Annotated in this window: 20 protein-coding genes; 14 read left to right on the top strand and 6 right to left on the bottom strand. The window is 56.8% G+C overall.

Translation table 11 applies throughout. From position 1 onward, the window contains the following. Positions 1–87 precede the first annotated feature (87 nt). The 4 genes from G5149_RS19020 to G5149_RS19035 all read left to right on the top strand — a co-directional run bounded on the left by G5149_RS19020 (position 88) and on the right by G5149_RS19035 (position 2,846). Positions 88–789 (top strand): dual OB domain-containing protein, encoded by a 702-nt coding sequence (locus G5149_RS19020; protein ID WP_375061369.1) that lies wholly within the window; start codon positions 88–90, stop codon positions 787–789. Then, positions 790–1,230: a DUF488 family protein gene (locus tag G5149_RS19025; protein WP_139433822.1), complete on the top strand. Its 441-nt coding sequence runs from the start codon at positions 790–792 to the stop codon at positions 1,228–1,230. After that, positions 1,230–1,823, top strand: a complete 594-nt coding sequence (locus G5149_RS19030) for a DUF4326 domain-containing protein (protein WP_108541168.1) — start codon at positions 1,230–1,232, stop codon at positions 1,821–1,823. The genes G5149_RS19025 and G5149_RS19030 overlap by 1 nt, the downstream gene beginning before the upstream one ends. 258 nt (positions 1,824–2,081) lie before the next feature. Beyond that, complete coding sequence (locus G5149_RS19035) at positions 2,082–2,846, top strand: EAL domain-containing protein (RefSeq protein WP_421213366.1); 765 nt, start codon at positions 2,082–2,084, stop codon at positions 2,844–2,846. Positions 2,847–2,968: 122 nt separating this feature from the next. Here G5149_RS19035 and G5149_RS19040 read toward each other — a convergent pair whose 3' ends face one another. Beyond that, on the bottom strand, positions 2,969–4,186 hold the full coding sequence (locus tag G5149_RS19040) for a 4Fe-4S binding protein (RefSeq protein ID WP_421213367.1): 1,218 nt from the start codon (positions 4,184–4,186) through the stop codon (positions 2,969–2,971). Positions 4,187–4,342: 156 nt separating this feature from the next. Next, positions 4,343–5,050: a GntR family transcriptional regulator gene (locus tag G5149_RS19045; protein ID WP_421213368.1), complete on the bottom strand. Its 708-nt coding sequence runs from the start codon at positions 5,048–5,050 to the stop codon at positions 4,343–4,345. Positions 5,051–5,332: 282 nt separating this feature from the next. Between G5149_RS19045 and G5149_RS19050 the strand changes: the two genes are divergently transcribed. Continuing rightward, positions 5,333–6,922 (top strand): alpha-glucoside-specific PTS transporter subunit IIBC, encoded by a 1,590-nt coding sequence (locus G5149_RS19050; protein WP_421213397.1) that lies wholly within the window; start codon positions 5,333–5,335, stop codon positions 6,920–6,922. After that, positions 6,919–8,244 carry a 6-phospho-alpha-glucosidase gene (locus tag G5149_RS19055; RefSeq protein WP_206665121.1) on the top strand — a complete coding sequence of 442 codons (1,326 nt, stop codon included), beginning with the start codon at positions 6,919–6,921 and terminating at the stop codon, positions 8,242–8,244. Before G5149_RS19050 ends, G5149_RS19055 begins: the two co-directional genes overlap by 4 nt. A 64-nt stretch (positions 8,245–8,308) precedes the next feature. Here the strand turns inward: G5149_RS19055 and G5149_RS19060 are convergent, their stop codons facing one another. Next, positions 8,309–9,313 carry a substrate-binding domain-containing protein gene (locus G5149_RS19060; protein ID WP_005355925.1) on the bottom strand — a complete coding sequence of 335 codons (1,005 nt, stop codon included), beginning with the start codon at positions 9,311–9,313 and terminating at the stop codon, positions 8,309–8,311. A 434-nt stretch (positions 9,314–9,747) separates the two neighbouring features. Between G5149_RS19060 and G5149_RS19065 the strand changes: the two genes are divergently transcribed. From G5149_RS19065 to glpG, 7 genes are all read left to right on the top strand, one after another. Next, positions 9,748–10,869 (top strand): branched-chain amino acid ABC transporter substrate-binding protein, encoded by a 1,122-nt coding sequence (locus G5149_RS19065; protein WP_005342436.1) that lies wholly within the window; start codon positions 9,748–9,750, stop codon positions 10,867–10,869. Positions 10,870–10,935: 66 nt separating this feature from the next. Beyond that, positions 10,936–11,862, top strand: a complete 927-nt coding sequence (gene livH, locus G5149_RS19070) for a high-affinity branched-chain amino acid ABC transporter permease LivH (RefSeq protein ID WP_005339439.1) — start codon at positions 10,936–10,938, stop codon at positions 11,860–11,862. Beyond that, positions 11,862–13,130 (top strand): high-affinity branched-chain amino acid ABC transporter permease LivM, encoded by a 1,269-nt coding sequence (locus G5149_RS19075; protein ID WP_421213370.1) that lies wholly within the window; start codon positions 11,862–11,864, stop codon positions 13,128–13,130. The genes livH and G5149_RS19075 overlap by 1 nt, the downstream gene beginning before the upstream one ends. After that, positions 13,127–13,900 (top strand): high-affinity branched-chain amino acid ABC transporter ATP-binding protein LivG, encoded by a 774-nt coding sequence (livG, locus tag G5149_RS19080; RefSeq protein WP_005339435.1) that lies wholly within the window; start codon positions 13,127–13,129, stop codon positions 13,898–13,900. The genes G5149_RS19075 and livG overlap by 4 nt, the downstream gene beginning before the upstream one ends. Before the next feature lie 10 nt (positions 13,901–13,910). Beyond that, positions 13,911–14,612, top strand: a complete 702-nt coding sequence (locus tag G5149_RS19085; protein ID WP_005342433.1) for an ABC transporter ATP-binding protein — start codon at positions 13,911–13,913, stop codon at positions 14,610–14,612. A 122-nt stretch (positions 14,613–14,734) separates the two neighbouring features. Then, on the top strand, positions 14,735–15,058 hold the full coding sequence (gene glpE / locus G5149_RS19090; RefSeq protein ID WP_005342431.1) for a thiosulfate sulfurtransferase GlpE: 324 nt from the start codon (positions 14,735–14,737) through the stop codon (positions 15,056–15,058). Then, a complete protein-coding gene (gene glpG / locus G5149_RS19095; RefSeq protein ID WP_421213372.1) occupies positions 15,055–15,888 on the top strand; it encodes a rhomboid family intramembrane serine protease GlpG in 834 nt (277 codons plus the stop codon). The genes glpE and glpG overlap by 4 nt, the downstream gene beginning before the upstream one ends. A gap of 66 nt (positions 15,889–15,954) precedes the next feature. Here glpG and G5149_RS19100 read toward each other — a convergent pair whose 3' ends face one another. Then, entirely contained in the window at positions 15,955–18,393 is a 2,439-nt protein-coding gene (locus tag G5149_RS19100) for a VolA/Pla-1 family phospholipase (protein WP_421213374.1), read from the bottom strand. A 297-nt stretch (positions 18,394–18,690) separates the two neighbouring features. Here G5149_RS19100 and ubiK point away from each other — a divergent pair, with 297 nt between their 5' ends. Then, a complete protein-coding gene (gene ubiK / locus G5149_RS19105; RefSeq protein ID WP_005339429.1) occupies positions 18,691–18,948 on the top strand; it encodes a ubiquinone biosynthesis accessory factor UbiK in 258 nt (85 codons plus the stop codon). Between the two features lie 54 nt (positions 18,949–19,002). Here ubiK and G5149_RS19110 read toward each other — a convergent pair whose 3' ends face one another. After that, on the bottom strand, positions 19,003–19,914 hold the full coding sequence (locus tag G5149_RS19110; protein ID WP_421213376.1) for a GGDEF domain-containing protein: 912 nt from the start codon (positions 19,912–19,914) through the stop codon (positions 19,003–19,005). Between the two features lie 330 nt (positions 19,915–20,244). Continuing rightward, a complete protein-coding gene (gene fre / locus G5149_RS19115; protein WP_128816411.1) occupies positions 20,245–20,943 on the bottom strand; it encodes an NAD(P)H-flavin reductase in 699 nt (232 codons plus the stop codon). Between the last annotated feature and the right edge of the window lie 63 nt (positions 20,944–21,006).

A 21,006-nucleotide genomic window follows, 5' to 3' on the forward strand; every position in this document is an offset into this window, starting at 1 on the left:
CGCCGTTTTTGTTATTCGAGTCACATTAGTTACACCAGTACGTCCTTACAATAGCCACTAATGACACAAATGTTCATATGGTGAAGCATGAGTAAAATCGTAATTACAGACTTAACGAGATTCCACAATAAAGATCTAGTCTGCATGGCAGGTATCGATATAGAAACAGGGTCATGTATAAGACCAATGCCATATATAAGATTTGAAAACTGCGAAAAATTAAAAATAATACCTGGCTCTATAATTGAGGGAAAATTTAAAAAATCACCCAATCCAACAGGCCCACATACTGAAGATCATAATTATGAGGGATTAACATTAGTAGATGCCTGTAATAAAGGAATGTTCTACAAAATATTAAATGACAGCTGTGTTCCTGACGTCAGCACAGGTTTCAAAATTGCCTTAGAACATAAGCAAAAACATATTCCAATAGGTCACGACATTAACACATCCATTATCACTATCAAAGTAAATCCAAGGACAATAAGTATAATTGAAGATAAGTTTAAACCAGGAAAACTAAAAGTTAACTTTCAAGACGGTGCAGGCACATGGTTTAATTACTTACCAATTACTGATTTGGGATTTCATGATTTTGCTCAAGAAAAACATGGTATAAATGAACTGGACAAACTTAATTATTTCATAAATTCACAAGAAACCGCCTTTTTAAGGGTCGGTCTTAGCCGAGCATATCAACCACCTAGCCAACATAATGGATATTGGATTCAAGTAAATGGAATATATACATTCCCTAATTACTACAAAGAATTAAGAGAATACTAAATGAACATTTATACCATTGGATTTACTCAAAAAAGTGCTGAGGACTTTTTTACACTTATCGCTAGTAATAATATAAAGAGGATTGTTGATGTGAGGGTCAACAATACTTCACAATTGTCTGGTTTTGCGAAAAGAGATGACTTGTCATTTTTTTTAAGCAGACTGACGCAGGCAGAATATGTACACTTACCAGAATTAGCACCGACCAAGGAACTACTTGCTACATATCAAAAAAAGAAGCTCTCTTGGACTCAATACGAGGAAGAGTTCCTCAACCTAATGGCAAGAAGAAACATAGAAAAAAACATTAAAATTAATGACTTATATGACGGATGCTTGTTGTGTAGCGAACACAAACCGCACCAATGTCATCGCAGGCTTGTGCTTGAATACCTTGCAAAGTATTCTGAAACAAACTTTCAGATAAAGCACCTTTACTGATGATAAGAATAATTGTTCTTTACCCAAAAGAATTTCTCTGCGAGAGTAAATTCCACCGAAAACTGGACAACATAACGTCAAAAATGAAGGCGCATACTTTACTTTATGTTGAGGACCATCATGGTTTCTTATCTAGCCGCGCCTGTAGCGATGTTACTGTAGAATCTGTTATTGATATCAATAATGCAAGACCGACTCACGCTATTATTTTTGATGATGGACACGAGTTTTCTTTCGAGTATGATATCTTTAAATCAATGAACATCCCCATTCGCAGAATAAAAATAGCCATAACAAGAGTAATAAACATCAAAAAAGACAGCCAATTTAATGGCATTAAAAGTGACTCAACATATGAATACATCGGGAGAGGGTCTAAATGGGGTAACCCTTACGCAATAGGTGAAGATGGTGATAGAGATGAGGTCATAAGAAAATTTGAATATGACTTTGAATACAATAAATTCATCAATGTTGATAAGAGTGATTTTTTAACTCTTCGAGGGAAAACATTAGGATGTTTTTGCAAGCCAGATAAATGCCACGGCGATATTATAGCCCATTATCTAAATAGTATTGATGATGAGGATTAAATCATTTATCTAAAATATTTCTATCTCGTAGGTTAGATTAGCCGTCAGGCGTAATCGGACGTTAGCGTAAATAGGCTCTATCGCCATAACGGCCAGCCGAATTTCCAACTCCGGCTGGCCAACCCTGACTCGCAGGAACAACCGAAACAAAAGCCTCTCGATCGTCCGATTACGCTTCGCTAATCGAACCTGCAGGGCGGTAATGAGCTGTTATCATTTGAGATAGTGCCCAGCGCCGCCACGCCCAAGAGGAAAGTCATGGATATACCTGCCGCCCCGTCCCCCGCCATCTGCCAGCTGTGTCAGGAGAAAGCCGATCTCGACTTCGACTTCACCATGGCCTTTCAGCCCATCGTCGATTGCAGCCAGCGCACCATCTTCGGCTACGAGGCGCTGGTGCGGGGGCTCAACAACGAGCCGGCGCAGAGCGTGATTACCCGGGTCAACGATGGCAATCGCTACCGCTTCGACCAGCTGTGCCGCATCAAGGCCATCGCACTGGCCGCCCGGCTCGAGATGCGGGGCATGCTGAGCATCAACTTTCTGCCCAATGCGGTCTACCGCCCGGAGCGCTGCATCCGCACCACTCTGCAGGCGGCCCGCGAGCACCTCTTCCCCATCGAGCAGATCATGTTCGAGCTGACCGAGGTGGAGCAGGTGCAGGATAGCCAGCATCTCCGCAGTATCGTCGATCACTATCAGGCCCTCGGCTTCAAAACGGCGATCGATGACTTTGGCGCCGGTTACTCGGGCCTCAACCTGCTGGCCGATTTTCACCCCAACATCGTTAAGCTCGATATGCACCTGCTGCGCGGCATCGACCATGACCCGACCCGACAAGCCATAGTGCGCCACTGTCTGGCGCTGTTTGCCGAGTTGCAGATCACCCCGCTGGCGGAGGGGATCGAAACCCGCGAAGAGATGGCCTGCCTGCGGGAGATGGGCATCAGCCTGATGCAAGGCTATCTGTTTGCCCGCCCCGGCTTCGAAACCCTGCCGGAAGTAGATTTCGCCAGCCTGTAAGCCAATCGGCCTGCCCTGCTCTCCTCATCCCATACCCGCCCGAATAAGAAAACGGACGCCCGAGGGTGTCCATGTGCATACCCTGTGACCTTGCGCCATGGTCACACTGTCACCCTCCCCGGTTAATGGGTCAGCTGTGGCAACAGTTGCAGCAGGTGAGCCCGTATCGCCAGCGGCGTCTGGCTGGCCCAGATATCCAGCAGGCCATACGCAAGCAACGGCAGCACCAGCAGCAACAGGCAGAGCAGCCCCAGCAAACGGCTTGGTGCGAGCCGATGCACCTTGCTGCCAAGGTGCAGGGCCTCGACCCGCTTGGGGCAGGCGGCCACGCAGCTCAGGCAGCCGGTGCACTCCAGGCTGCGTACCGCGATAAGCTGGTGCACCGCAATGCGCGATGGACAGGCCCGGCTGCACTTGTCACAGCCGTGACCTTGGCTTCGCAGGCAGCGGGCAGGGTCGCGGCGAATGCGCAGCGGCGTCAGTAGCCCCAGCAGGGCGAGCCAGGCGCCATAGGGGCAAAGGTAGCGGCAGAATCCCTGACGAAAGGTCGCGGTAAGCAGCAACACCCAGCCGAGGCACAGACCCGAGATCAGGGTCAGGTTGAAGAAGAAGGCCCCCATCTTCATATCCGCCGCCTGATGGTAGGGGCTGGTGAAGTAGCCGGGCAGGGCAGCAGCCGGCACCGCCAGCAGGATGATGAAGAGCAGAAAGCCGAGCACCAGAAATTTCTGGGTGCGCAGGGCAAGATCCAGCCAGCGCGGCGGGCTCCACTCCCCCGGCAGCAACCGGTGGCGCAGGCCATGCAGCCATTCCCCCACCAGCCCGAGCGGACAGAACCAGGCACAGAGCGCCCGCCCCAGCAGCAGGGCCGACAGGGAGAGCACCAGTACGGTGACGGTGGCCGCCGGATGGTGGGGATCCACCAGCCCCTGCGCGAACCAGGCCCGCAGCCCGAGGCCACCGGCGATGGGCAGGAAGGCATCCACCACGTCCGGGCGCACCAGCCAGGGGCTCATCCCCTGTCCCAACTGCCAGATATGCAGGCTGTATTGCACTGTGACCAGCCCCCAGCAGAGCAGCAGCAGATGGCGAGTGCCTGCCCGCAACTGCTGACTGTCGATCGCCCCGAACTCGGGCAGCGGCCGCCTCTGATGCCGGAGGGCAAGCACGGCGGTGACCGTCCCCAGTGCGAGCCAGAGCAGGCTGTCCGCCGCCAGCAACCAGACCAGCCCCAGCAGGCCGAGCGCAAGACGCCCCGGCAAACCGGTGCGCACCTGCCACGCCAACAACACCAGATAAACCATACCGGCCACCATGGTTATCGCTTCAATCACGCTCATGCATCCCCCACTGCCTACATCCGGATCCGGCAGCAAGGATAACTAACATTTGAGTTGATTATTTTGATCTGCATGGGCCGAGGGAGGAGTTATGGCCAATGCCTCCCTCGCAGGCTCTCCCCTCTTTCAACGACACACCGCCTCACCAGCCAGGAACTAGCCGCGGGCACGGTGGAGGTGGTAGTCAACGTGATAGTCGTTGGCATTACGGAACATGATGGAGTAGTTGAGGAACTCTCCGCTCTCGCTGTATGAGAGCGAGGTGAGCCGCAGGATAGGGGCCCCCTGCTCGATATGGAGCAGCTCGGCAGTAGCCCGATCCGCCAGCACGGCATTGAAGCACTCATAGTTGCCCGCAATCGCGATGCCGCACTCCCGTTCGATGTAGTCGAATTTTGACCCTTCCAGATGGGCGACCGACAGATTGCGAAACAGTCTGACCGGCATATAGCTCTCTTCCAGCAGCAGAGCCCGACCATCCACCGAGCGGATCCGGCTGGAGTAATAGACGGGTTCATTCACCTTCACCCTCAGCTGACTGGCGATGGCCGGTGGCGCAGGCATGGTGCGAAATTCCAACACCTGGCTGGTCAAAGTGCGCCCCTGCTCGCGCATCAGTTCGGTAAACCCGCTCAGCCCTTTGGTCTCATGCTGGACATCCTTTTTCGTCACATAGGTGCCGCTGCCGTGGCGCCGCTCGACCAATCCCCACTCGATCAACATGTCTACCGCTTTGCGAATGGTCATGCGGGAGACGCCATACTGTTCTGCCAGCGCTTTTTCGCCCGGCAACACATCTCCCACCCGACACTCGGCACCGTTTACCCTGATCCTGAGTCGATCAGCCACCGATTTATAGATCACTGCTAGACATCTCCTGTGGTCACAACGCCAACCATCTTATTCTTAAGTAAGTGGATAAATTGCATAAAAACAATAACTTAAATTTAAACTAAAGCTGCAAGAACATCACAAAACCAAGAGGTACAACAATATCGCAAAAGTTAGACATCTTTGTCTAAATAACTGCATGCGTCAGATCACATTATTCCAAGATATTTCATGAGGTCTCTTTTTATCGTTGCTAATTTGCATCTGGCAACACCGGCAAGGATTCGATTAGCTATTTCAACCAAGGGACAATATATGCTCAGTCAAATTCAACGTTTTGGCGGAGCAATGTTCACTCCTGTACTGCTTTTTCCTTTTGCAGGTATGGTAGTAGGCATTGCAATTATGCTGAAAAACCCGATGTTTGTCGGTGAATCACTGGCAAACCCACAAGGATTATTTTTTCAGATCATCCATATTATTGAAGAGGGTGGCTGGACAGTATTCAGAAATATGCCGCTAATATTTGCGATTGGCCTGCCAATCGGTCTGGCAAATAAGGCACAAGCCAGAGCCTGTCTGGCTGTATTGGTCAGTTTCATGACCTGGAACTATTTTATCAACGCCATGGGCATGACCTGGGGCAGTTATTTCGGGGTCGACTTCAGTCAGGATGTAGGGGGTGAAAGTGGCCTCGCCATGGTCGCGGGGATCAAGACCCTGGATACCAGCATCATAGGGGCCATCGTCATCTCCGGCATCGTGACGGCACTGCACAACCGCCTGTTTGATCGCCAACTGCCGGTCTTTCTCGGCATCTTTCAGGGCAGCTCCTTTGTCACCATTGTCGCCTTCTTCGTGATGATCCCCTGCGCCTGGCTGACCCTGCTTGGCTGGCCAAAAGTACAGATGGGCATCGCCTCCCTGCAGAATTTCATGCTGATCTCGGGTCCGGTCGGGGTATGGGTATACACCTTCCTAGAGCGGATTTTGATCCCGACCGGCCTGCATCACTTTATCTACGGCCCCTTCATCTTCGGCCCAGCGGCAGTAGAGGGAGGCATTCAGCTCTACTGGGCGCAGCACATGCTGGAGTTCAGCCAGAGTACTCGCCCGCTGATTGAACAGTTCCCTCAGGGTGGCTTCGCCCTGCACGGCAACTCGAAGATTTTCGGTGCCATGGGGATTGCTCTGGCCATCTATGCCACGGCAGCCAAAGAGAACAAGGCCCAGGTGGCAGGCCTGCTGATCCCGGCCACCCTGACCGCCATTCTTGTCGGTATCACCGAGCCGCTGGAGTTCACCTTCCTCTTCATCTCGCCGCTGCTGTTTGCCATCCACGCCCTGCTGGCAGCCACCATGTCGACTGTGATGTACCTGTTTGGTGTGGTCGGCAACATGGGTGGAGGTCTGCTCGACCAGTTCCTGCCGCAAAACTGGATACCCATGTTCCACAACCATGCGGGAATGATGTTCACCCAGATCGCTATCGGGTTGGTCTTTACCGGCATCTGGTTCCTGATATTCCGCGCGCTGATTATCAGGCTCAATCTTAAAACACCGGGCCGGGAAGACAGTGAAATAAAGCTTTATTCAAAATCAGATTATCAGGCAGCCAAAAACCAGCGTGGCAGTGATAGTGCAACACAAATTATCGAAGCGCTTGGTGGAGTCAAAAATATACGCAGTCTGAATAACTGCGCCACCCGCTTAAGAATATCGTTGGTTAACAGCAAGCTGGCAGCAGCAGATGAGGAGTTTATTAAATTGGGTGCCCATGGGGTCGTCCGCCATGGCGATAGTATCCAGGTAATTATCGGTCTGCATGTACCTCAGGTACGTGAAAATATGGAATCGATTATGAACAACAGTCATCAACAATCGTCTTTAGTAATGGAGTCATGATCATGAAAAAATTCTCTGTAGTCATTGCCGGTGGTGGCAGCACTTTTACTCCTGGTATCGTTCTGATGTTGCTGGAAAATCAACATCGCTTCCCGCTCAAGGAGATCAAATTCTACGACAACGATGGTGCCCGTCAGGAGATCATCGCCGAAGCCTGCAAAATCTTGCTGAAAGAGAAGGCTCCCGAGATCGCCTTCAGCTATGGCACCGACCCCAAAGCAGCATTTAGCGATGTAGATTTTGTCATGGCCCATATCCGGGTTGGCAAATATCCAATGCGCGAGCTGGACGAGAAGATCCCGCTGCGTCATGGCGTGGTCGGTCAGGAGACCTGCGGCCCGGGCGGTATCGCCTACGGCATGCGCTCCATCGGCGGGGTGCTGGAGCTGGTCGACTATATGGAGCAGTACTCACCCAATGCCTGGATGCTCAACTACTCCAACCCGGCCGCCATTGTGGCCGAAGCGACCCGTCGCCTGCGTCCCAACGCCAAAATCCTCAACATCTGCGACATGCCGATCGGGATCGAGGGGCGCATGGCCCAGATTGCCGGTCTCAAATCCCGCAAAGAGATGCGGGTACGCTATTACGGCCTCAACCACTTTGGCTGGTGGACCCGCATCGAGGATCTGGAAGGTAACGACCTGATGCCGAAGATCAAGGAGCACGTCGCCCGCCACGGCTATGTGCCCAATAGCGCCAGCCATGCCGAAGCAAGCTGGAACGATACCTTCGCCAAGGCAAAGGATGTGTGGGCGCTCGACCCGGATACCCTGCCCAACACCTATCTGAAGTACTACCTCTACCCGGACTATGTGGTGGCCCACTCCAACCCGGAACACACCCGCGCCAACGAGGTGATGGAGCACCGCGAGAAGCAGGTCTTCACCGCCTGTAGCGACATCGTCAAGGCAGGCAATTCAGCAGCGGGCGAGCTGGAGATCGATGAACACGCCTCCTATATCGTTGACCTGGCAACCGCCATCGCCTTCAACACTCAGGAGCGGATGCTGCTGATCGTTCCCAATCGCGGCGCCATCCCCAACTTTGACCCGGAAGCCATGGTCGAGATCCCCTGCCTGGTCGGCAGCAGCGGGCCAGAGCCGCTGCAGGTGGGCAGCATCCCGCTGTTCCAGCAGGGCATGATGGGTCAGCAGGTCGCGGTCGAGAAACTGGTGGTCGAAGCCTGGGTCGAGCACTCTTACCAGAAGCTGTGGCAAGCCATCACCCTCTCCAAGACAGTGCCCAGTGCATCGGTGGCCAAGTCCATTCTCGATGACTTGATAGAGGCCAACAAAGCCTACTGGCCGGAACTGAAATAAACCGCCCATAAACAAAAACCCCCTCGTGACAGAGGGGGTTTTTCGTGTTGGCAACGGGTGCGGATTAACGCAGCGGTTTGACCGAGCGACGGACGATCAGCTCGGGCTGTACCGTCATCGATTCCACTTCCAGCTCCTTGTTGCGGATCCGGCTGACCAGATGCTTCACCGCCAGCTGGCCCAGTTCCGCCTTAGGGTGACGGATGGTGGTCAACGGCGGGCTGGAGAAGCGCGCCATCTCCACATCGTCGTAGCCGATGATGGAGATATCGTCCGGCACCTTGACTCCCGCTTCCCAGGCAGCGCAAATCGCGCCGATCGCCATGGGGTCATCGAAGGCAAAGACCGCAGTCGGACGAGGCTGCAGGGCCAGGATGCGCTGCATGGCATCGAAGCCGCTCTGGCTCTCGTAATCCCCTTCAAAGACCTGTTCATCTTTGAGGGTCAGACCGTGTTCACCCAGCGCATCACGTACCCCGTCCAGTCGCTGCTGGGTGGTCGGCTTGGAGAGCTGGCCAGTGATGCAGACGATGTCGCGGTGCCCCAGCTCCAGCAGATGGCGTACGGCCATGCGGGCGCCGATGCGGGCGTTGTCGTTGATGACGTTGGCGAAATCGCACTCCGTGCCCCAATCCAGTACCACCTGCGGCACGTTCTTGTGGATGCGCAGCATGTCGCGCAACGGGGTGTCGATATCGGTACCCAATACCAGCAGGCCATCCACCCGTTTTTCCATCAGCATTCTCAGGTAATGCTGTTGGCGAGGCGGCTGGTTTTCGGTGTTGCAGAGGATCAGGCTGTAGCCCTGTTCGAAGCAGTACGCTTCAACCCCTTGCACCACTTCTGCGAAGAAGGGGTTTACGCTGGTGGTCACCAGCATACCAATGGTCTTGGTCGAATTTATTTTAAGACTGCGCGCTACCGAGTTGGGCGCGTAGTTGAGTTCTGCCACCGCCTCAATCACTTTCTGGGTCGCGTCTTCGCTGACCCGCCGAGTGTGGTTGAGCACATGTGAGACGGTGGAGATGGATACGCCTGCGCGCGAGGCGACATCCTTGATAGTGGCCATCTCTGTCTCCTGACTGTCAAAGGCGGAACATTAGCAGATTTCCCGAATAAAGGCTTGGTTTTAACGGGCTCTGCCACGGAATTGTCAATGCCGGCTAATTTAGGCGCTCATTTCTGTTTGCGCAAACGATTAATGGTCAAAATGGGAGCACCATCAGAGTAAAATATCACCAGATTAATCCTCTGGGGTTCATCACAATCACCTCTGGTTACCAAGATGTTAAGGTGGTGAATCACTACTAAATTCCAATTAACCACAAATAACAGGTCATTTATTTCAAAATAAGCCCACCCCAGCCCCTCTGGTTAGTATCTTTAACAGCTTGTTATTGCCCCGTGAGGAATGATAGAACCATACCTATTGCCGGATGCACGGGATGTCGATCCGGAATGGCACTCGTAAATGAAACAATCCACTGATTAAGGGACGAATCAATGCATAAGTTGAGCAAAATTACAGTTAGCGCAGCGGTTTCTTTGGCTCTGTTTGGATCGATCTCCATCGCACACGCGGCAGACACCATCAAGATAGGTATCGCAGGCCCACTCACCGGCCCGGTTGCCCAGTACGGGGACATGCAGTTCACCGGCGGCAAGATGGCGGTCGAGCAAATCAACAAGGCTGGCGGTATCAATGGCAAGCAGATCGAAGCCGTCATCTATGACGATGCCTGTGATCCCAAGCAGGCGGTAGCCATTGCCAACAAGGTGGTGAATGATGGCGTCAAGTTCGTGGTCGGCCACCTCTGCTCCGACAATACCCTGCCCGCCTCCGACATCTATGAAGACGAGGGGATTCTGATGGTCACCCCCGCCTCCACCAACCCCAAGATCACCGAGCGCGGTTACCAGCTGACTCTGCGCACCATAGGTCTGGATAGCGATCAGGGCCCGACTGCCGCCAAGTACATCATCGAGCAGGTCAAACCCCAGCGCGTCGCCGTTATCCACGACAAGAAGCAGTACGGTGAAGGGATCGCCTCCAGCGTCAAAGCAGCACTGGACAAGGCTGGCGTGAAGGTGGTGGCCTATGAAGGGATCACCGCCGGTGACAAGGACTTCTCCGCCCTGATCGCCAAGCTGCAGAAAGAAAACGTCGATTTCGTCTACTACGGCGGCTATCACCCTGAGCTGGGCCTGATCCTGCGTCAGGCTGGCGAGAAGGGACTGAAAGCCAAGTTCATGGGCCCGGAAGGGGTCGGTAACAAGGATATCTCCGCCATCGGCGGCCCGGCTTCCGAAGGCCTGCTGGTGACCCTGCCGAACAAATACGATCTGGTGCCTGCCAACGCCCCGCTGGTGGCGGCGTTCAAGGCCAAGGGTCAGGACTCCTCCGGCCCGTTCGTCTGGACCACCTATGCCGCGGTGCAGAGCCTGGCTGCCGGTATCGCCAAGGCGGGTGAAGATGACCCGGCCGCTGTTGCCGCCGCCATCAAGGCCGCACCGATCGATACCGTGATGGGCCCCCTGACCTGGGCACCTAACGGTGACCTGAAAGGCTTCGAATTCGGTGTGTTCCAGTGGCACGCTGACGGTACTTCCAGCCAAGTCAAATAATCTGCCGATCGGGGGTGAGTACGCTCACCCCCTCCTCTCTTTGCGGGCAAGTACAGGGAACGCAGTATGTCCGAACACCTCCTTTATCTCGTTCAGCAACTGCTGAACGGATTAACCATAGGCAGCACCTATGCGTTGATCGCCATTGGCTACACCATGGTCTATGGCATCATCGGCATGATCAACTTCGCCCACGGCGAGGTTTACATGATCGGCTCCTATGTCGCTTTTATGGTGATGGCGGGGCTCATGATGATGGGCATCGACAGCACCTTTCTACTGCTGGGGGGCGCCTTCCTGGTCAGTATCATCATCACCGGCACCTATGGCTGGAGCATCGAGCGGGTCGCCTACCGGCCACTGCGCGGTGGCAACCGGCTGATCCCCCTTATCTCCGCCATCGGTATGTCGATCTTCTTGCAGAACATGATGCGGATGGCACAGGGCTCGCGGGATATCGCCATGCCCAGCCTGATCTCCGGTGGCTGGACCCTAGGGGGTGAGGATGGTTTTCAGGCCAGCCTCTCCTATATGCAACTGATCATCTTCGTGGTGACTTTCATCACCATGCTGGCGCTGACCCAGTTCATCGGCCGCTCCCGCATGGGCCGCGCCTGCCGCGCCTGCTCGGAAGATATCAAGATGGCCAACCTGCTGGGCATCGACACCCACGTGGTCATCTCCATCACCTTCGTGCTGGGAGCTGCACTGGCCGCCGTGGCGGGGGTGCTGCTCGGCATGTATTACGGCGTCATCAACCCCTACCTCGGCTTTATGGCCGGTCTGAAGGCCTTCACTGCTGCCGTACTGGGCGGTATCGGCAGCATTCCGGGCGCCGTACTGGGCGGCCTGCTGCTCGGCGTGGTTGAAGCGCTCACCGCCGGTTATCTCAGCACCGAGTACAAGGATGTGATGGCGTTCGCCTTGCTCATTTTTGTGCTGCTCTTTATGCCGACCGGCATCCTGGGTCGCCCGGAAGTGGAGAAAGTGTGATGAAACATCAATTTATCCACGCCTGTATCGCCAGCCTGGTGCTGCTGGTGCTCTCCTTCTGGCTGCTCGGCTTCAAGCTGGAGACCGATGGCGCCAGCCTGCAGGTGGTGAGCCGCCTCGATGTGTCGCTGGCCTGGCTGCTGGGGGGCGCCACCATTGTTTTCTGGTTCCAGATGCTGCGCGGCCAGATTGCCAAGCTGTTTCAGGCCTCCATCAGCGGCTTCTCGGTCGGCTTCACCAAGCTGGTGCTGCCGAGCCCGGAAGAGGCGCCCAAGCTCTATAACCTCACCGCAGTGCTGGTGCTGCTGTTCGCGGTGAGCTGGCCCTTTATGGCCTCTCGTGGCGCCATCGATCTCGCCACCCTCACCCTGATTTACATCATGCTGGGGCTGGGGCTGAACGTGGTGGTCGGCCTCGCCGGTCTGCTCGATCTCGGCTATGTCGGCTTCTACGCGGTCGGTGCCTACAGCTATGCCCTGCTCAACACCTACTTCGGACTGAGCTTCTGGGAGTGCCTGCCCATCGCCGGGCTGATGGCCGCCACCTTCGGCTTCCTGCTCGGCTTCCCGGTGCTGCGGCTGCGGGGGGACTATCTGGCCATCGTCACTCTGGGTTTTGGCGAGATCATCCGCATCCTGCTCAACAACATGACCACCCTGACCGGCGGTCCGAACGGGATCTCCGGCATCCCCAAGCCAACGCTGGGGGGGCTGGAATTCAACCGCACCGTCAAGGATGGGGGCTTTGATACCTTCCACAACTTCTTCGGCATTACCTACAACGCCAACCACAAGGTGATCTTCCTCTACCTGATGGCGCTGGTGCTGGTGCTGGTGACCCTGTTCGTCATCAACCGCCTGCTGCGCATGCCCCTTGGCCGCGCCTGGGAAGCGCTGCGGGAAGATGAGATCGCCTGCAAATCGCTGGGGCTCAACCCCACCATCATCAAGCTGACCGCCTTCACCATAGGCGCCACCTTCGCGGGCTTTGCCGGCAGCTTCTTTGCCTCGCGGCAGGGCTTTATCAGCCCGGAATCCTTCGTCTTTATCGAATCGGCCATTGTGCTGGCGATTGTGGTGCTGGGCGGCATGGGCTCGCAGATCGGGGTGGTGCTGGCAGCCATCGTGATGACGGTGCTGCCGGAGCTGGCCCGCGAATTCAACGAGTACCGCATGCTGATGTTCGGCCTCTTGATGGTGTTCATGATGATCTGGCGGCCACAAGGATTGCTGCCGATGACCCGTCCTCATCTGGAGTTGAAGAAATGAGTACTCATCAGAAGTTAATGGAAGTCTCTGATTTGTCGATGCGCTTCGGTGGCCTGCTGGCCGTCAACGGGGTCAAGCTGGATATCGACAAGGGCGAGGTGATCTCCATCATCGGCCCCAACGGTGCGGGCAAGACCACCATCTTCAACTGCCTGACCGGTTTCTACTGCCCGAGCGGCGGCACCATCCGCTACAAGGGTGAGGAGATCCAGGGGCTGCCCGGCCACCTCATTGCCCGCAAGGGGATTGTGCGTACCTTCCAGCATGTGCGGCTGTTCAAGGAGATGACAGCGGTGGAGAACCTGCTTGTTGCCCAGCACCAGCACCTCAACACCAGCTTTATCGCCGGCCTGTTCAAGACCCCGGCCTTCCGCCGTGCCGAGCAGGAGGGGCTGGAGCGGGCCGCCTTCTGGCTGGATAAAGTGGGGCTCAAGGATCTCGCCAACCGCGCCGCCGGCAACCTGGCCTACGGTCAGCAGCGCCGCCTCGAGATCGCCCGCTGCATGGCGACTCGTCCCGAGCTGCTGATGCTGGATGAACCGGCCGCCGGTCTCAACCCGAAGGAGACCGACGAACTGGACGAGCTGATCATGAGCCTGCGGGACGAATTCGGGGTCTCGGTACTGCTGATCGAACACGATATGAAGCTGGTAATGGGCATCTCCAACCGCATCTTCGTGGTCAGCCAGGGCACCCCGCTGGCCCACGGCAAGCCGGATGAGATCCGCAACAACCCGGCAGTGATCAAGGCCTATCTGGGCGAGTCGTAAGGACAAAAAGATGTTAGAACTTCGCAACGTATCGACCCACTACGGCAAAATTCAGGCACTGCACGATGTCAGCGTCGAGGTGAAAGAGGGTGAAATCGTCACCCTGATCGGCGCCAACGGCGCAGGCAAGACCACCCTGCTGATGACCCTCTGCGGCGAACCCAAGCCCAGCAGCGGCTCCATCTGGTTTGAGGGGGAACAGATCAGCTCCCTCACCACCGCCCGCATCATGCGCAAAGATATCGCCGTAGTGCCGGAGGGACGCCGCATCTTCGCCCGCCTGACGGTGGAGGAGAACCTGCTGATGGGCGCCTTCTTCGTCGACAAGGCAGAGCAGCATGGCCTGCTGGATCAGGTGTTCACCCTGTTCCCGCGCCTGCACGAACGCTTGCAACAACGGGCGGGCACCATGTCCGGCGGCGAGCAGCAGATGCTGGCCATCGGCCGCGCCCTGATGAGCAAACCGCGCCTGCTGCTGCTGGATGAACCCTCGCTGGGGCTGGCCCCCATCGTCATTCAGCAGATCTTTGACACCATAGAGCAGTTGCGCCAGAAGGGGATGACCATCTTTCTGGTGGAACAGAACGCCAACCAGGCGCTCAAGCTGGCCGACCGCGGCTATGTGCTGGAGAACGGCCACGTGGTGCTGCAAGACACAGGGGCCGCCCTGCTCGCCAACCCGGCGGTACGGCAGGCTTATCTGGGCGGTTAACCCACTCACCCGCATGCCATATCAACAAGGGAGCCGCTGGCTCCCTTATCTTTTGTGGGGTTAGTTTGCGCCCAAGCTTGCGGTACACTGGCCCGTAATCAACCTATTCGCAGGACATCCCGATGGACCAGTTTGCCCATATCAATGCCCATGATGCCTACCAGAAACTGAGCGCGGGTGAAGCCCGTCTGGTGGATATTCGCGACCCACAATCCTTTGAAGCGGCCCACGCGGTCGGCGCTTTCCACCTCACCAACGGCACCCTGGTGCGCTTTATGAACGAAGTGGATTTCGATACCCCGGTCATCGTGATGTGCTATCACGGCAACAGCAGTCAGGGGGCGGCCCAATACCTGCTGCAACAGGGTTATGACGAGGTCTACAGTCTGGATGGCGGCTTCGAGGCGTGGCGCCGGGAGTTTCCCATCGAGGCAGGCGAGGCATGATCCAGCTGCTGGTGCTCGACAACGCCCGCATGGCGCAGGCGCTGGTGGACTATCTGGCGACCCTGGGCATCTCCTGCGAGCTGACCCAGTCCGAGCTGGGGGTCACCATCTGGTTGGCGGACGAGCAGCGCCTTGCTCAGGCCCAGCTGGAGGTGAAGCGCTTTCTGGCCGAGCCGGCCCACCCGCGCTACATGGAGGCCTCCTGGCAATCCGGCCGCGCCGATGCCCGCATCGACTACAGCAAGGGGATGACGGATCCCATCACCGACTTCCTCCATCAGGCAGGGCCGCTGACGCTGGTGGTGATCATCGCCTGTCTCGCCATCTACGGGATCGAGGCCATCGGCCTGCCCATCTACGATGAACTGGCATTCCACCCGACGCTGGCCCAGTTCACCGACTGGCAGGCGTGGCGCTATTTCACCCCCGCTCTGATCCACTTCTCGGTGCTCCATCTGGTGTTCAACTTGCTCTGGTGGTGGTATCTGGGGGGCCAGATCGAGCAGCGCCTCGGCAGCGGCAAGCTGCTGATCCTGCTGCTGGTGGGCGCTGCCCTGCCCAATATCGCCGAGTTCTTTGCCAGCGGCCCACTGTTTGGCGGCCTCTCCGGCGTGGTCTATGCCCTGCTCGGCTACTGCTGGCTGCGCAGCAAGCTGCAACCGGCCTGCGGCCTCACTCTGCCACCGGCGCTGATGGGCTTTATGCTGTTCTGGATGGTGCTCGGCTTCTTCGACATGCTCGGCACCAGCACCGCCAACATCGCCCACCTGACCGGTCTGCTGGTCGGCCTGCTGCAAGGCTGGCTGGATCGCAACCACCAGCCGACCTGATTTTTCAGCAGTTGCAGAAACGAGAACGCCGCCCCGAAGGGCGGCGTTTTTTTACGCGATAGGCAGTTACTGCTTGATCAGGGTGTCATCGGTTACCTTGACCGCCGCACCGCCACTCATAAAGAAGCTGGCAAACTGGGTCTGGATCTCTGAAGTGACCGCACCAACCTGATCGAAGTTCGCATCAGGGGCCAGCAGCGAGCTATGGCCCCCTTTCAGGAAGCGCGCAGCATGATGGACGGGGCCAAGGTAACTATCGGTCAACGGTTTTAATCCCATCACCCGGAACAGCGGCTCGGTACCACCCAGCGGCGCAGAGGCAATGCTGTTGGGGATCACCTGATCCGGCAAGCTGAGCGCACCATCACCAACAATTTCGGTGGCGAATAGCGGGAAGCTCTTGGCGACGCCACTGCCCAGATTGATCGGGTCGGCAGAGTCCAGCACTGACTGGGCGGCAAAGGTATAGCTCTGCAAGGTGCTCGCAGCCCCCGCCTGAGTAGCCGCATCCAGACTGGGCAGGAACTCGTTCACGAAACAGGTCGGCACCGCCGTCTGGCAACCGGGAGCATAAGCCTCAAACCCGGCCTTCAACTCGGGACTGCCCGAGGTAAGCACGCTCATCTTGATGGTCGGCCCGAAGCTCGGCGAGTTGAGCAGCAACGGGGCGATGCCGCCACCCGGCATCGACAGACCACCGGTTGAAAACTCGAACATGCTATCAGCGGCGTTACCCATTTTCTGGTTGGCCACCGCCAGCAGATTGGCCCCGGTAATGGCGCCGAGCGAGTGCCCAAGGAAGTGAACTTTCAGACCGGCACCGCCCAACTGACCGCCCAGCCCCTTGGCATTAGCCAGACCGACAGCCAGGCGCAGACCCAGCAGATCGGCCACGCTCTGCTTCAGGTTATCCCGCGCCACCGTCAGATAACCCAGATTCAGGTAGGGAGTCGGATTCTCGGAGGTGGTGACAGTATCCATGCTGCCGCTCAGGGCATAGCCACGCTCGCCGTGCAGCGGGTGATCGATCACCACGACAGCAACCACCTTGTTCACTGAGGGGTCTAACCCGGCACCTATCTGGCTCAGCGCCAGCGCATAGGCGTTCTCCTTGATAGAAGTGACCCCGTGCTGATAGATGATCACATCAGTGACAGTGCTGAGGTCAGTGGTGGGGGCAAAGATCCGCAGCGGTACAGATTGTACTTCGGTCAGGGTCGGCAGCGGGTTGAAACGGCCAATATTGCGCTCGGCATCCAGCGGCTTGCCACCTGAGGTGAGAGTCACCCCGATCAGCTTGCTCGCCTCCCTCAGCAGATCGGCCTGACGGCTCGGATCGGCAATCAGCTCACCCAGCAGCTCCGGATTCACTCCGGCGCCTACCAGCCCACCGATCACCTCGCTATCACCCGCTTTCAGCGCGTTGGCGATGGCATAGAGGCTGGGAATGGCGCCGTGCCAGGATTGGGTCTTGGCCTTGTCCCAGGAACCGGCTATCGCTGGAGTAGAGAGGAAATAAGGGAGCTTGACGGTACCGGTATACACCTTGGTCGCCGCCGCGACGCCGTTCAATGTGGCATTAGCAGCCACAGCTGCAGCAATCGCATCCCGATCATCTTGAGGCAAGAATGGCTCGTTCGCCAGCTGTGTCAGGAAGGGCACCCCGCCATTGAGCGCATCAATCGTATATGTTCCCGGCAGACTGGTGTTGCCTTTGGCGTCCTGCTTCCACAGCGATGCAGCATCCAGGGTCGGGCTCTGCAACACGGTGGCCGCAGCGCCCTTCACTGCCAGCAGCACATCGGCACCGGACTGGGTGGCAAACCAGTCGGAGAAGATCACCCGATCGCTGGTGATCCCGGTAGCTGCCTTGAACAGCCCTTCCTGCAGCGCAATCAGGCTGCTGATGGTCTGCTCCTGCACGGTTGCACCAGCCGTCGATTTGAAGTTGCTGTAATCACCACCGGCCTTGAGTGGCACACCACGGCTGTCCTTGAGGGCGTCGGTCGCCACGATCATGTAGTAGGAAGAGGGATTAAGCGGCTTGAGCGGCACCAGATTGAGTTTGCCACCACCATCGCTTACCACAAAATCGGTGCCATAGGTCAGAGGCTTGTTGTTCTTCACTCCGACAGGACGCTGAGTCACCGGATCCAGCACCAGCTCCAGCAGATAGAGGGGTGCAATGGCCGAGGCATACTCGCCGGCGGCCGGTGCCGGCACAGAGACGCCGGTCACGGTCGCCGGCACCAGCTGGACAGGTTGGGTGGTTGACCAGCCATCCAGGGTGGAGAGGGCAGATACCGGGTTCGACAGATCGGCAGTCTCGGTGGAAAACTTCAGGGTACCGTCGCTGGCACGGGGGGCCAGCACACTCGGGCGAAGACCACTGCCACCACTCAGGGCATAGTCCAGGGAGCTGGTGGTGTCTCCCTTGTTGTTATCTCCACCACATCCGGCCAGCAGGGCGCTGACCACAGCTGCATAAATTAGCTTCTTCTTCATTTTTTGTTCTCTTTATAGGTTGTTGTCCATCACAAGCCAACGAAGCATTCACCACTTCGACCGCTCAAAGTTAACATAAAACCAACAACCAACGAGACTCATGTTGGTCATCTTCTGCTCAGGTTTGTGGAGAAAATCAAGGTTTTACGGCAACAAAGGGGCGCAAGGGTAGCAACAGTGGAGGATTAACCAGACCCGACCAGCCAGCAGGCACCATCACGACTAAAAAGCCGTCGCGATCTCGGCAAAGTGAGGGAATTGTCGGTAGAATGTCCACCAACGCTTAAGGAGGACATCATGATCGACCCGAAGAAACTGGAAGAGATCGCCAAGCAGGTGCACAACTCCCTGCCACCCGGCATTCGCAGCATGGGTGAAGAGGCCGAGAAGAAGATGCGTCAGGTGCTGCAGGCCCAGCTGGGCAAGCTGGATCTGGTCAGCCGCGAAGAGTTCGACGTGCAGACCAAGGTACTGCTGCGTACCCGTGAAAAACTGGCCGCCCTCGAAAGCAAGCTGGCTCAGCTCGAGCAGCAGCTCGGCGCCAAAGGCGAATAACGAAAACCCCGGCTCGGCTGGGGTTTTTGCTTTAAATTGAACCTGTAAAAAACATCACACCTGAAGCAGATACCAGGCCCGCTTGCCGCGAGCCTTGGCCTCGTACATGGCCCTGTCAGCCACCTCCAGCGCCTGCCGGAAGGTCAATGGCCCCTCCTCCCACAGGGCGATACCGATACTGAGCCCGACCCGTTGCGGGCAACCGGGTTTGGGTACATAACCATACATCCGGCTGATCAGGGCATCGGCCAGATGAGCCAGTGCATGGTTTGATACATCACGATGCAGATAAACCACAAACTCGTCACCGCCATAACGGCCGCACAGGGCCGAGCCCGGCATGATGAGACGCAACCACTCCGCCATCTGCTGCAGAACCTGATCACCGCAGGCATGCCCCAACTGGTCATTGATCCCCTTGAAATCATCCAGATCGATAAAGAGCAGCGCCCCAGCTCCTTGCGGCGGCTGCAGAGCGAACGCCTTGCCAAATCCCTGCCGGTTGAGCAGCCCGGTGAGCGCATCGCAGTTGGCCCGCTCCGCCAGCCGCTGTTCATAGGCCTTGCGCTGGGTGATATCGATATGGGAGCCCATGATCCGCAGCGGCTTGCCATCACCATCCCGCTCCACGACACGCCCCCGATCCCATAGCCAGGTGACAGATCCATCCGGACTGACCGTACGATATTCAGCCTCGTAGAAGGGCGTTTGACCCTCAAGATGGGCAAAGTAGCTACCCATGGCATGAGCGCGATCGTCGGGATGGAGCTTGGCGCTCCAGAGCTCAAAACTGGGAGCCATATCGCCAGCCTGGAAGTTTTGCAGATTGAAGACCCGCAGCTCACCGGTGGGAATGGTGCCCTGCCAGAGACAGATGCCGGTGCCATCGAGGGCGGCATTGAGCTTCTCCTGCAACAGGGCATTTTCATGCTTCAGTGCGGCGATTTCAGCCTGCAAACGGGCCATTTCACTACCATGAAGGGACGGGATCAAGGTTGAGATCAGCTCGACAGCGCCGGACTCCAACCGGTTATCCTCCGCAGATGCCCTGCCCTCTTCACTCAACACTGTTCCACCTCGTGCTATCACTATGGATATCCTTATCCAGTCCGCTGAGAATCCCCGACCAAGATGCCACCAGCCACGGTTAATTAGTAGCCACCCATGTTAAAAATGGTGGAAGGTCATGGGGTAAAGCTGCGATTGCCATACCAAGGTGCATCATTGTGCACGGTGGAAGGCCCAAAAAAAGCCCCCGGCAAAACCGGGGGCTGCGTCATCTATACGGGGATACCGTCAAATAAATTCGTAGGCGTCACCGAAGATGCGCTCCGGCTCGGCACCGAGGATCTTGAACTCCTCCCGTGCGGCACCCGCCATCTCGAAGCGACCGGCGACATAGATGTCGTAGTCGTGGAGGCTGACGAAGTCATCCATGATCGCCTTGTGCACCAGCCCGCTCTTGCCGGTCCAGTCAGTATCAGGCTCCTGTACCACCGGGATAAAGGTGAGCGGTGCATAGTCACGTTCCCACTGCTGCATCTGCTCCAGCTCGTAGAGCCAGTGAGCCTGACGCACTCCCCAGTAGAAGAACACTGGGCGCTTGCTGCCCGTGTCGATCAGGTACTCCAGAATGGAGCGGGCGTAAGAGAAGCCGGTGCCGCCCGCCATCAGGATCAGCGGACGGGGGGATTCATCACGCAGGAACGCCTTGCCAGCGGGCAATTCGACCTCGATCTCCCCCTGCTCGCGCATGCGGGCCAGCACCTGACCGGCGTAGGCATTTTCGGGAGTGGCACCAATTTGCAGCTCCAGCACGCCCGGGCGGGTCGGCGAGTTGGCGATGGAGAAGGGGCGCTTGTCCGAATCGCTCATCACCACCAGCAGATACTGGCCCGGCTTGAAGCTGATCGCTTGCTGCGGCGTCAGGGCCACATGCCAGATGGTGTCGACATATTCGCGCAGTTCCTCTACGCGGCATTTGATACGTTGCATTCTTGTCCTTGTGGCGGGCTCGCTCGGCCCGCTTCGCTCATTGTTTCACTATGGAGTGACGAC

The organism is Aeromonas sp. 600479, from assembly GCF_049175515.1.
GTDB lineage: Bacteria > Pseudomonadota > Gammaproteobacteria > Enterobacterales > Aeromonadaceae > Aeromonas > Aeromonas veronii_A.

What these genes read in the sequence shown, in the direction of transcription:
- G5149_RS19020 (WP_375061369.1), top strand. Translation starts at nt 88, where the DNA reads ATGAGTAAAATCGTAATTACAGACTTAACGAGATTCCACAATAAAGAT.
- G5149_RS19060 (WP_005355925.1), bottom strand. Translation starts at nt 9,313, where the DNA reads ATGGCCACTATCAAGGATGTCGCCTCGCGCGCAGGCGTATCCATCTCC.
- G5149_RS19040 (WP_421213367.1), bottom strand. Translation starts at nt 4,186, where the DNA reads ATGAGCGTGATTGAAGCGATAACCATGGTGGCCGGTATGGTTTATCTG.
- G5149_RS19075 (WP_421213370.1), top strand. Translation starts at nt 11,862, where the DNA reads ATGAAACATCAATTTATCCACGCCTGTATCGCCAGCCTGGTGCTGCTG.
- G5149_RS19035 (WP_421213366.1), top strand. Translation starts at nt 2,082, where the DNA reads ATGGATATACCTGCCGCCCCGTCCCCCGCCATCTGCCAGCTGTGTCAG.
- G5149_RS19030 (WP_108541168.1), top strand. Translation starts at nt 1,230, where the DNA reads ATGATAAGAATAATTGTTCTTTACCCAAAAGAATTTCTCTGCGAGAGT.
- G5149_RS19055 (WP_206665121.1), top strand. Translation starts at nt 6,919, where the DNA reads ATGATCATGAAAAAATTCTCTGTAGTCATTGCCGGTGGTGGCAGCACT.
- ubiK (WP_005339429.1), top strand. Translation starts at nt 18,691, where the DNA reads ATGATCGACCCGAAGAAACTGGAAGAGATCGCCAAGCAGGTGCACAAC.
- G5149_RS19065 (WP_005342436.1), top strand. Translation starts at nt 9,748, where the DNA reads ATGCATAAGTTGAGCAAAATTACAGTTAGCGCAGCGGTTTCTTTGGCT.
- G5149_RS19100 (WP_421213374.1), bottom strand. Translation starts at nt 18,393, where the DNA reads ATGAAGAAGAAGCTAATTTATGCAGCTGTGGTCAGCGCCCTGCTGGCC.
- G5149_RS19085 (WP_005342433.1), top strand. Translation starts at nt 13,911, where the DNA reads ATGTTAGAACTTCGCAACGTATCGACCCACTACGGCAAAATTCAGGCA.
- glpG (WP_421213372.1), top strand. Translation starts at nt 15,055, where the DNA reads ATGATCCAGCTGCTGGTGCTCGACAACGCCCGCATGGCGCAGGCGCTG.
- livG (WP_005339435.1), top strand. Translation starts at nt 13,127, where the DNA reads ATGAGTACTCATCAGAAGTTAATGGAAGTCTCTGATTTGTCGATGCGC.
- G5149_RS19050 (WP_421213397.1), top strand. Translation starts at nt 5,333, where the DNA reads ATGCTCAGTCAAATTCAACGTTTTGGCGGAGCAATGTTCACTCCTGTA.
- fre (WP_128816411.1), bottom strand. Translation starts at nt 20,943, where the DNA reads ATGCAACGTATCAAATGCCGCGTAGAGGAACTGCGCGAATATGTCGAC.
- G5149_RS19025 (WP_139433822.1), top strand. Translation starts at nt 790, where the DNA reads ATGAACATTTATACCATTGGATTTACTCAAAAAAGTGCTGAGGACTTT.
- G5149_RS19110 (WP_421213376.1), bottom strand. Translation starts at nt 19,914, where the DNA reads ATGGCCCGTTTGCAGGCTGAAATCGCCGCACTGAAGCATGAAAATGCC.
- glpE (WP_005342431.1), top strand. Translation starts at nt 14,735, where the DNA reads ATGGACCAGTTTGCCCATATCAATGCCCATGATGCCTACCAGAAACTG.
- livH (WP_005339439.1), top strand. Translation starts at nt 10,936, where the DNA reads ATGTCCGAACACCTCCTTTATCTCGTTCAGCAACTGCTGAACGGATTA.